The organism is Zhongshania sp., assembly GCF_041584495.1.
In the GTDB taxonomy this organism is placed as follows: domain Bacteria; phylum Pseudomonadota; class Gammaproteobacteria; order Pseudomonadales; family Spongiibacteraceae; genus Spongiibacter.
Window position 1 is genome coordinate 1 of sequence record NZ_JBFHDY010000126.1, and the last position, 9,632, is coordinate 9,632.

Consider the following 9,632-nt stretch of genomic DNA (forward strand, 5'->3'; position numbering starts at 1 on the left):
GGGTCGTTTGGCCAGTGAAATTGCGCATCGTTTGCGCGGTAAGCATAAGCCTGAATACACGCCTCATGTTGATACTGGCGATTATATCGTTGTTGTTAATGCGGAAAAAATTCGCGTTACCGGCAATAAAGCAAGTGGTAAAATCTATCACCACCACACTGGTTACCCAGGTGGATTGAAGTCAATGAGCTTCGAAAAGTTGATTGATAAAGCCCCAGAGCGCGTGATCCAGGGAGCGGTAAAGGGTATGTTGCCCAAAAACCCGCTGGGTCGTGCTATGTTTAAAAAATTGAAAGTCTACGCTGGTACTGAGCATCCACATACCGCTCAGCAGCCAGTTGAACTGAATATCTAACGGAAGCGTAATATGTCAGCCACCCAGTATTACGGTACAGGTCGCCGTAAAACCTCGTCAGCCCGTGTATTCCTGAAAGCAGGAACCGGCGCTATTTCAGTAAACGATCGCACTCTTGATCAGTACTTTGGTCGTGAGGTGGCGCGTATGATCGTTCGTCAGCCTTTAGAGCTGGTCGAAATGTCTGAAAAATTTGATATTTTGGTGACCGTTGCGGGTGGTGGCAGTTTTGGCCAAGCCGGTGCGATTCGCCACGGCATTACTCGTGCTCTGATGGAATACGATGAAGGCCTGCGCAGCCCACTGCGTAAAGCTGGTTTCGTAACTCGCGACTCACGCGAAGTTGAGCGTAAGAAAGTCGGTCTGCGTAAAGCTCGTAAGAAGCCACAATTCTCCAAGCGTTAACCGCTACGGCCTCTGGCCTGTGGAGACTGCCCATTGCGGCTTTCGGAAAACGCCCACGAGCTACGATGTGGGCGTTTTTTTTTGCCTGAACAACGATCTGGATGCGGGTCTTTGTCGCGCATAATTATTGTCAGAATGGGTCAAGTTCATTAGTATTTGGCCCATTTGGAATTTTGGAGTGGGTTCTGCTCATCTAGCGGGGCCAGCCTGACTTTTCGTATGTTATGGGGGAATCGTCATGAGTAATGACGGCGTAAATACAGGACGTCGACGCTTCCTGACGGCCGCAACATCTGTTGTTGGTGCCGCCGGGGCCGTTGGTATAGCAACGCCATTTGTGGGTTCTTGGAATCCAAGTGCTAAAGCTAAGGCTGCTGGTGCGCCAGTAAAGGCCGACATCAGTAAGCTTGAGCCCGGTCAGATGGTTGTTGTTGAGTGGCGTGGTAAGCCTGTTTATGTGGTGCGTCGCACCCAAGAGCAGGTTGCCGGTCTGAAAGAGCTTGGCCAATACTTAAAAGATCCTGAGTCTGGTGGTTCCGAGCAGCCTGAATATGTCGAAATTGCGACCCGCTCAATTCGGCCAGAATATATGGTTCTCGTTGGTTTGTGTACGCACCTAGGTTGCGCGCCAAAGCATCACCCCGAAGTGGGCGTGCCGGATCTCGGTGGCAAATCTTGGTTGGGCGGCTTTTTTTGCCCCTGTCACGGTTCGCGCTTCGATTTAGCTGGTCGTGTTTATCAGGGTTCACCTGCGTCTCAAAACCTCATTGTTCCCCCTTATTCCTTCGAGGGCGACAGTGTGCTTGTTATCGGTATTGATCAGGGGGCTGCGTAATGGTCAAAATGTTAGTGGGTTTGCGCGACTGGGTTGATGCCCGCCTGCCAATTATGCGTGCGTGGGATACCCATATGGGTAAGTACTACGCGCCAAAAAATTTCAACTTCTGGTATTTCTTTGGTGTCTTGTCGCTGGTCGTGCTGGCAAATCAGCTGCTGACCGGTGTATGGCTAACCATGAGTTTTACCCCCAGCTCTGAAGAAGCTTTCAACTCTGTTGAATACATCATGCGTGATGTCGACTTCGGCTGGATCATTCGTTATATGCACTCTACCGGCGCCTCGGCGTTTTTTGTCGTGGTCTATCTGCATATGTTCCGCGGCCTGATCTACGGCTCTTACCAAAAGCCCCGTGAATTGATTTGGGTTTTCGGTATGTTCATCTTTCTGGCGTTGATGGCTGAAGCCTTTGTTGGTTATGTACTACCTTGGGGGCAAATGTCCTACTGGGGTGCGCAGGTTATCATTTCGCTGTTTGGCGCGATTCCTGTTGTAGGCGAAGACATTGTGCAATGGGTACGTGGTGATTTCCTTATTTCGGGTGTCACGCTTAACCGCTTTTTTGCACTGCACGTTGTTGCGCTGCCAATTATCTTGATTGCCTTGGTTGTTCTCCACTTATTGGCATTGCACGAAGTGGGCTCTAATAACCCCGACGGTGTTGAGATCAAGAAGAATAAGGACGCTAACGGTATACCGCTAGATGGCGTGGCTTTCCATCCGTACTACACCGTGCATGATTTGACGGCGATCGCGGTCTTTTTGTTTGTGTTCTGTGGCATTGTGTTCTTTATGCCGGAGATGGGCGGCTATTTCCTTGAACACGCTAACTTTGAAATCGCCAATGGCTTGAAAACCCCAGAGCACATTGCGCCTGTTTGGTATTTCACTCCTTTCTATTCAGTGCTGCGCGCAGTGCCTGATAAACTGCTGGGCTTTATGGCTTTCGGCGCGTCAGTTGCTATTTTGTTCCTGCTGCCATGGCTGGATCGCAGTAAGGTGAAGTCGATTCGCTACAAGGGCAATATCAGTAAAGCGGCCATCCTGATTTTTGTGGCTTCTTTCTTGATCCTTGGTGTGCTTGGTGTGAAAGCGCCTACTGAAGCGCGGACCTTATTGGCGCGGATCTGTTCGGTACTCTACTTCGCGTTCTTCTTGCTGATGCCATTTTGGACTAAGTGGGAAGCGACTAAGCCGGAGCCAACCCGCACCACCGACGGTGGCATGGGCTTCTGGAAGAGTATGCTGGTGTTGCTGGCGGTGATTCTGTTAACCGTGTTGCCACTTAAGGCCGCGGGCGCTGAGTCGGCGTTTGATTGCGGCACGATGGCCTGTGATCAAATCGACACTGATGTGACTGATTTGCCGTCGCTGCAAAGCGGCGCAGCCACCTATATGAACTACTGCATGGGCTGTCATTCACTGAGCTATGCGCGCTACCAGCGTACTGCTGACGACCTTGGGATCCCGCTTGAGTTGTTTGAGGAAAACCTGAAGTTTGATCGCGATGTCAAAATTGGCTCGCTCATGCATAACTCAATGGCCGCTGCCGATGCAAAAAAGTGGTTTGGCGCTGCGCCACCTGATTTAACGTTGGTGGCGCGCGCTCGTAGTCCTGAATGGCTATACACTTATTTGCGGACCTTCTATGCCGACCCTTCGCGCCCTTATGGCGTGAACAACAAAGTCTTTAAAGATGTGGGTATGCCTCATGTGATGGCCGAGTTACAGGGTATGCCCGAGTGCGCACCAGGCCCAGTGCACGCCCATAACGGCGGCATATTACGCGACCCACTAACCGGCGAAAATATTTTGTTTGGCGATGATGGTAAGGCGTTGAACCCTTGCGGTTCATTTAGCTACCAAACTGAGGGCGCCCTGAGTCCCGCCGAGTATGATAAAGTCGTGTATGACTTGGTTAATTTTTTGGAATACGTTGCTGAGCCGTCTGCTGCGAAAAGCAGGCGGATTGGCGTATATGTTCTGTTATTTATTGCGGTGTTCTTTGTATTTGCCTTCTTGTTGAACCGTGAATATTGGAAAGACGTGCATTAAACCCCTTTGACTCACCCGACTTGTCGTGTGGGTTGGAGAGAGTCAGCGGGCGGTTCTATTTGGAGCTGCCCGTTTCTTGTTTTTAGTTTGATAATTTGAGGTGAGATCAATGGGCGTTGTTGCCAAGCGTTCTACCATGACCTTCTTCTCCGACGCAGCAAGTCATTACTGCCATCGGGTAAGAATTGTATTGGCCGAAAAAGGCGTGACTGTTGATATCGTCGATGTGAAACCGGGCACTCTGCCGGAAGAGGTCGCCGAGCTGAACCCGTATAATTCGCTGCCTACTTTGGTTGATCGCGACTTAGCATTATACGAATCAAAAGTAATGATGGAGTACCTTGACGAGCGCTTTCCGCATCCGCCGCTATTGCCTGTTTATCCAGTAGCCCGTGGTGAGAGCCGTCAGTATATCTACCGTATTGAGCGTGACTGGTGCCGTTTGGTTGATGAGCTGCTGGTCGGTGGCAATCAAAAGAATGTTGAAAAGGCGCGTAAGGAATTGCGGGATAGTTTATTAACTGTAGCCCCTATATTTACTGAAAAGCCGTTTTTTATGAGTGATGAATTCACGCTAGTAGACTGCTGCTTGGCGCCGATTCTGTGGCGTTTGCCTCAGCTGGGTGTGGTTATTCCGCAAACCCGTCAATCTAAGCCCTTGTTCGATTATATGGCGAGATTGTTTGAGCGGCCTTCCTTTCAGGAAAGTCTGACTGAAAAAGAGCGTGAAAATCGTAACGAGGCGTCAGTAGCCTAAACCACTGGTGGTATATTATGGCAATGACATCGAGTCGTCCCTATATGATTAGGGCAATTTACGAATGGGTGGTCGACAATGGTTGTACGCCTTACATTCTCGTAAATGCACTTCATGACGGCGTCTTCGTGCCTCAGCAGTATGTGCAAGACGGTCAGATTGTGCTCAATATCTCCCCGTCTGCGGTGGTGGGTTTGCACGTTGGCAATGATTTTTTGACGTTTAGCGGCCGCTTTGGTGGCGTGCCACAGGAGGTGAGTGCGCCAATCTCTGCAGTACTGGGTGTCTATGCTAAGGAGAATGGTCAAGGCATGCTCTTTGATGCCGAAGAGCCGGACGTGCCGCCCAAGCCGCCAGGATCTAGGCCGAGTGCTAGTCTTAGTAAGCTGCCGACGGCAAAGGGTAAGCCGAGTTTGAAAGTGGTTAAGTAATACTGAAAAGCCGGCTTGATGGGAATGAATCAAGCCGGCTTTTTTATTCTAAACTTTAATAATATTCAAAGACCCGCACAACTTTCTGTACCCCGCTCGTCTCGCTGACGATTTTAGTCGCGACGTCAGACTCTGATTTTGATACCAGTCCCATTAAATAAACAACGCCGTTTTCAGTGATGACTTTGATTTTTGACGCATCAAGCTTGTCGTCGAGAGATAGGCGGCTTTTGACTTTGGTGCTGATCCATGCGTCGTTACTGCGGGCTAACATGCTGACGTTAGTAGCAATCATTAGTTCGTTGTGAACCTTGCGAACCTTTTTTACTTTGTTGGCCACTTCCCCGGCAACGCTCCTTAAGCTGCTGGTGGGCACATTTCCTGTTAATAACACGATGCCATTATGGCTGGTTACTGCGATGCGTGCACTTTGCAGTGCAGGGTCTGTTTTGCGGATATTAACCAGTGCCTTGGTTTCAATGATCTCGTCGTCTAGGTAGCTGCCGAGGCTCCGGCTACCGGGATCTTCAGCGATAGGGGTGTCGGTGGTTGCAGTGAGTATCTGTGTGCAGCCGCTGAGTACGCCGATAAGGAGTAGGGTTAGGGCATAGCGTTGAAATTGGATCATGCGTGAGGGTTTCCAAACAGTTGGCTGTCAATGAGTTCGCAGATGCTGTGAACGGCAATTAATTGCATTTCTGTGACTCTGGCGCGGTCTTCTACGGGAAAAGCGAGTTCGACATCTTCTGGTGAGAGGAGTGAGCTGGCGTCGCCGCCGTTGAGGTTACACAGTGAGACGACCCGCATGCCGCGCTCGTGTGCGGCCTGAATAGCGCGTAAGGTCGCTGTTGAGCCGTTGCCGTAATAGCACAGTACTAAACAGTCGCCGGCTTGGCCTAATGCGCGAATTTGGTTGGCATAAATATCATTGTAGCTGGAATCTACGGCTATCGCGGTAGCGGCGTCGGCGCTGAGTACCATCGCGGGTAGTGCTGGGCGTTCTTGCTGAAAGCTAGTGAGGAGGTTGGTGGCCAAGTGGTGAGCGATGAGGCCGCTGGTTCCTTCGCCGCAGCAAATAACTTTATGGTCGTGCAGCATACTGTCAACGAGGCATTCACTGGCTTGAACGATCACGTCGCTCAAAGACTCCATGGTATACATGCAGCTTTCAATATGGCGATGAAACAGGTCTAGTACTTGCTCGGTATTATCCACGGTGTATTGTCTCTCACTCCTGAAAAGCGTTGGGAAGCCAATTTAACTGCAGCTCACCACTGTTGCCAGGGCTTGCTTCAATGACATCAAAGCGGCATGGAAGTTCACTGTACTGTTTAGCATCGGCGCTGCAGCTGAGGTAGTGACGGGCGGTGAGGATAATGCGTTGCTGCTTGGCAACGTTGACAGATTCAGCCGCGCTGCCGAAATGTGTGGTATGGCGGTAGCGAACCTCTACAAATATCAGGTGTTGGTCGCTGCGGCATACGATGTCGATCTCCCCAAAGCGGCAACGATAATTCCTAGCGATGACGTTTAGCTTATGCTTTTGCAAATACCGGCATGCAGCTTGTTCGGCGCGCGCACCGGTATTGCAAGCTCCCTGCTTGGGCCGCATTAGCGCAGCTCAGTTTCCGCCGTGGTAATTGGGTTTACCACGGCGATGCCGTTTTGAATTTCGGCTAATGACAGTTCTCGCTCAATTTGGCCAAGCATATTTAAACTAAGGGTGCCGGTTTCGCCGAACACCTGATTACGATCACCATTGCGCAGCTGCTTAAGTCGGAGGTGGAGCCGAAAGCTGTCTACGCCGAGGGCGTACATCCGCTGGTAGCCGGCGCTGGACGGTATGCCATTATTAATGGCTTGGCGAATTTCAAGTTCTTCGTTAAAAATCCAGGGAATATCAATAAACCGTACGCCATTGATGTCCTGGTCCTTGGTTGGCGCCTTGTTGCCACGGTAAATGTGTGACGTCGCATAGACGGGGATGTCTCCTGCATAGTGGTAGGCCAGTAGTGGCTTAATAGCGCGGCCTTCGTTGGGGCGCGCGAGCAAAAAGATGAAGTCGAGGTCGGTGCGCCGGTAGGGTTCGTAGTTGGGTCTGATACCAATAATTTGTTGCAGGCGTTGCAGGCGCTGTTGGCTTTTGTCGATATTTAAAATATTTTTAATCTGCTTGGAGTAATTGTTCTTATTTGAATCGAAGGTTTGGCTGGCAACAATTTTGCCGCCCAGTTGCTGCCAGCGATCGGTAAAGGCGACGGCTACCTTATGTCCCCATGAGCCTTCGGGCGTAATCACCAGGGCGCGCTTATAGCCCTTGGCTAGCGCGATATCGGCTATTTGCGCCGCCTCGTCCTCAGGGTTCAGGCCAAACTGATACAGGCCGCTTGGGAAGCGCTCGCCGTCTATGCGATTGAGTGCCAGTGTGGGCACCGACATTGCTTGCGGGTGGCTGGCAGTTAGCGCGCTAACATGCTCTTTTTCCAGTGGGCCTATGACGAGTTTGTTGCCATCGTTTATTGTCTGTTGATACAGGGCGTTAATATCCGCGCTATTGCTGTCGTAAAGTCGAACTTTTGGGACGCCGCCGCCTTGATTTAAGGTCTCGTAATAGGCGGCAAAAAAGCCGTCGCGAATAGCTTTGCCGTAGGCTGCAAGGCGCCCGGTAACCGGCAAAATGAGCGCGACTTGGTCTGGCCGCTCGACAATCAAATCATCTAATTTATCGAGACCGCCTGGGAGTGAGTAACGGGCCGGGTGTTGGGGCCAGCGCGCTAGCCACGCGTCACGTTGGCGAACCTGGGCCTCGATATCACCTTGATTGTCTTTGGCCACGGAGGCGAGTTCCAGCCAGCCAAGATAATCCCTATTTCCAGTGCTGCCAATGTGCTCAATCAGCGTAGCGGTGGGAATTTGCATCAGCGACTGCCAGATAGACTCCCGGTTGGCGCGCTGTTGGCTCGGATTGAGCAGTGGGTCGATGAAAATCCACTCTCTGGCAGCGGCGAGGTGATCGCCTTCAATCTGAAAGAGCGAGGCGCGCAATTGGCTGTACTGCAGTTGGCGGCGTATAGGTGCATCAACAACCGCAGCCTCGATTAGGGGGTCGGACAGCTCTGCTAGGGCGCTGGTGAACTCGGCGTGGCCGCGGTGCACCCGCGCGCGAATAATGGCAAGGCGCAAGGCCTGGTCTGCGTTTAATTCCGGCGCAATTAATTCGCCCACTACATCGTCTGCGCGGGCCAGCTCGCCTTCGCGCAGGAGTACCTCGGACGCGCGGAGCAACAAATCTGCCGCTTCGTCGCTATCGAGTGTCGCGGCGTCTAGCAGCCATTGTTCCACGAGTTCGGCATCGGCGGTCGCAGGGTTGAATTCGCCACTTTGCTGAGGTGTTGGCTGCGCTGATGCTTGCGGTTGCCTCACCTCCGGACGGTTGTAAACTGAGGTTGGCGGCGGGTTAGCAGCACAGCTAGCCAATAGGCCGCAAGTGAGTGCAAAAGCAAAAGTTCTTGTCTTCATTGATCAGCCATTGTTAGTCTGCGCGGTCATGCATTGTCAATGAGGCCGCTGTTGTGGAAATTAGCCCCACCCTTTACGTTGTTGCAACGCCAATAGGGAATTTGGCCGATATGGTACCCCGAGCCATAGAGGTCCTACAAACGGTTGCGCTCATTGCGGCGGAAGATACGCGCCACAGTCGAACATTGCTGAGCCATTTTGACATTGATACACCCCTAGTGGCATATCATGATCACAGTAATAATGCCGCTCTGGAGCGCTTGCTCGGGCATTTGCGCAACGGTAAGGATTTGGCGCTCATTTCTGACGCGGGCACCCCGCTAGTATCGGATCCAGGCTTTAAATTGGTCGATCTCGCGTTGCGCGAGGGCTTTAAGGTGGTGCCGATCCCCGGCGCTTGCGCCGTAATAGCGGCGTTGAGTGTGGCTGGTTTGCCTTCAGATCGTTTTATGTTTGAGGGCTTTTTACCTGCCAAACAACATGCGCGGCAAGGGGTGTTCAAAGCCCTGCTGCGAGAGCGCCGAACCATGATTTTTTACGAAGCGCCCCACCGCATAAAAGACTGCGTGGCCGACGTGCTGGCCGTCATGGGGTCTGAGCGGGTAATCGTTCTGGCCAGAGAAATAACCAAAATGTTCGAGACGGTCAAGCGCCTCCCGGCCGCCGAGATGCTGGAGTTTATAAGCGCAGACAGCAATCAGCAGCGTGGTGAGTGTGTGTTGTTGATTGCGGGCTTTGCGGGTGACGAAGGTCTTCCTGTTGAAGTGATCGAAATATTGGATATATTGCGAGAAGATCTGCCGCTCAAACAGGCGGCGGCGCTGTGCGCGAAAATCAGTGGCATTAAGAAAAACCAGTTATACCAGTATGGAATCGAGCACCCATTATAAATGTCTGTGGAAATAGCGCTTGCGCGGGGGTTAACTACTGGTTATTCTTACAGGTGAGTCGGCCAGACGATCGCTCGGCAGTTCGCTGCAGGGAGGAAAGTCCGGGCTCCGCAGGGCAAGGCGCCAGGTAACTCCTGGGAGGTGCGAGCCTACGGAAAGTGCAACAGAAAATACACCGCCTACGTAGCGCAAGCTGCCGGTAAGGTTGAAATGGTGCGGTAAGAGCGCACCGCGCGGCTGGCAACAGTTCGTGGCATGGTAAACCCCGCCTGGAGCAAGGCCAAATAGGAATCCAATGCTGTGGCCCACAGTGGATTCGGGTAGGCTGCTAGAGGTCTGCGGTGACGCAGATCCCAGATGAATGGTCGTCCAAGACAGAACCC

At 52.0% G+C, this 9,632-nt stretch carries 11 protein-coding genes and 1 other RNA gene; 8 read left to right on the top strand and 4 right to left on the bottom strand.

Annotation, left to right across the window (positions count from 1 at the left end):
* The 6 genes from rplM to ABYP33_RS15740 form a co-directional block, all read left to right on the top strand.
* Window positions 1–355, top strand: a 355-nt coding sequence (gene rplM / locus ABYP33_RS15715) for a 50S ribosomal protein L13 (protein ID WP_373092104.1), incomplete at its 5' end; no start/stop codon positions are given.
* A gap of 12 nt (window positions 356–367) precedes the next feature.
* Window positions 368–760 carry a 30S ribosomal protein S9 gene (rpsI, locus tag ABYP33_RS15720; RefSeq protein WP_008251606.1) on the top strand — a complete coding sequence of 131 codons (393 nt, stop codon included), beginning with the start codon at window positions 368–370 and terminating at the stop codon, window positions 758–760.
* A gap of 238 nt (window positions 761–998) precedes the next feature.
* The gene (gene petA / locus ABYP33_RS15725; protein ID WP_373092105.1) at window positions 999–1,595 is read left to right on the top strand and encodes a ubiquinol-cytochrome c reductase iron-sulfur subunit; all 597 of its coding nucleotides are present in this window, start codon (window positions 999–1,001) and stop codon (window positions 1,593–1,595) included.
* Entirely contained in the window at window positions 1,595–3,652 is a 2,058-nt protein-coding gene (locus ABYP33_RS15730; RefSeq protein WP_373092106.1) for a ubiquinol-cytochrome c reductase, read from the top strand. Before petA ends, ABYP33_RS15730 begins: the two co-directional genes overlap by 1 nt.
* Before the next feature lie 109 nt (window positions 3,653–3,761).
* Window positions 3,762–4,409, top strand: a complete 648-nt coding sequence (locus ABYP33_RS15735; RefSeq protein ID WP_373092107.1) for a glutathione S-transferase N-terminal domain-containing protein — start codon at window positions 3,762–3,764, stop codon at window positions 4,407–4,409.
* Window positions 4,410–4,426: 17 nt separating this feature from the next.
* Window positions 4,427–4,840 (top strand): ClpXP protease specificity-enhancing factor, encoded by a 414-nt coding sequence (locus ABYP33_RS15740; RefSeq protein ID WP_231856162.1) that lies wholly within the window; start codon window positions 4,427–4,429, stop codon window positions 4,838–4,840.
* Between the two features lie 55 nt (window positions 4,841–4,895).
* Here the strand turns inward: ABYP33_RS15740 and ABYP33_RS15745 are convergent, their stop codons facing one another.
* From ABYP33_RS15745 to ABYP33_RS15760, 4 genes are read right to left on the bottom strand one after another with little or no spacing between them, the layout of a single operon-like run.
* A complete protein-coding gene (locus ABYP33_RS15745; protein ID WP_373092108.1) occupies window positions 4,896–5,468 on the bottom strand; it encodes a BON domain-containing protein in 573 nt (190 codons plus the stop codon).
* Window positions 5,465–6,055, bottom strand: coding sequence for an SIS domain-containing protein (locus ABYP33_RS15750; protein WP_373092109.1), 591 nt, complete (start codon window positions 6,053–6,055; stop codon window positions 5,465–5,467). The genes ABYP33_RS15745 and ABYP33_RS15750 overlap by 4 nt, the downstream gene beginning before the upstream one ends.
* 13 nt (window positions 6,056–6,068) lie before the next feature.
* Complete coding sequence (locus tag ABYP33_RS15755) at window positions 6,069–6,452, bottom strand: YraN family protein (RefSeq protein ID WP_373092110.1); 384 nt, start codon at window positions 6,450–6,452, stop codon at window positions 6,069–6,071.
* Window positions 6,452–8,359: a penicillin-binding protein activator gene (locus ABYP33_RS15760; RefSeq protein ID WP_373092111.1), complete on the bottom strand. Its 1,908-nt coding sequence runs from the start codon at window positions 8,357–8,359 to the stop codon at window positions 6,452–6,454. Before ABYP33_RS15760 ends, ABYP33_RS15755 begins: the two co-directional genes overlap by 1 nt.
* Before the next feature lie 32 nt (window positions 8,360–8,391).
* Between ABYP33_RS15760 and rsmI the strand changes: the two genes are divergently transcribed.
* Together rsmI and rnpB are read left to right on the top strand one after the other, a co-directional pair.
* Complete coding sequence (gene rsmI / locus ABYP33_RS15765) at window positions 8,392–9,249, top strand: 16S rRNA (cytidine(1402)-2'-O)-methyltransferase (RefSeq protein WP_373092112.1); 858 nt, start codon at window positions 8,392–8,394, stop codon at window positions 9,247–9,249.
* Between the two features lie 54 nt (window positions 9,250–9,303).
* Window positions 9,304–9,632: RNase P RNA component class A (rnpB, locus tag ABYP33_RS15770), an RNA gene on the top strand; the annotation flags it as partial.

What these genes read in the sequence shown, in the direction of transcription:
- ABYP33_RS15735 (WP_373092107.1), top strand. Translation starts at nt 3,762, where the DNA reads ATGGGCGTTGTTGCCAAGCGTTCTACCATGACCTTCTTCTCCGACGCA.
- petA (WP_373092105.1), top strand. Translation starts at nt 999, where the DNA reads ATGAGTAATGACGGCGTAAATACAGGACGTCGACGCTTCCTGACGGCC.
- ABYP33_RS15745 (WP_373092108.1), bottom strand. Translation starts at nt 5,468, where the DNA reads ATGATCCAATTTCAACGCTATGCCCTAACCCTACTCCTTATCGGCGTA.
- ABYP33_RS15755 (WP_373092110.1), bottom strand. Translation starts at nt 6,452, where the DNA reads ATGCGGCCCAAGCAGGGAGCTTGCAATACCGGTGCGCGCGCCGAACAA.
- rpsI (WP_008251606.1), top strand. Translation starts at nt 368, where the DNA reads ATGTCAGCCACCCAGTATTACGGTACAGGTCGCCGTAAAACCTCGTCA.
- ABYP33_RS15760 (WP_373092111.1), bottom strand. Translation starts at nt 8,359, where the DNA reads ATGAAGACAAGAACTTTTGCTTTTGCACTCACTTGCGGCCTATTGGCT.
- ABYP33_RS15730 (WP_373092106.1), top strand. Translation starts at nt 1,595, where the DNA reads ATGGTCAAAATGTTAGTGGGTTTGCGCGACTGGGTTGATGCCCGCCTG.
- ABYP33_RS15740 (WP_231856162.1), top strand. Translation starts at nt 4,427, where the DNA reads ATGGCAATGACATCGAGTCGTCCCTATATGATTAGGGCAATTTACGAA.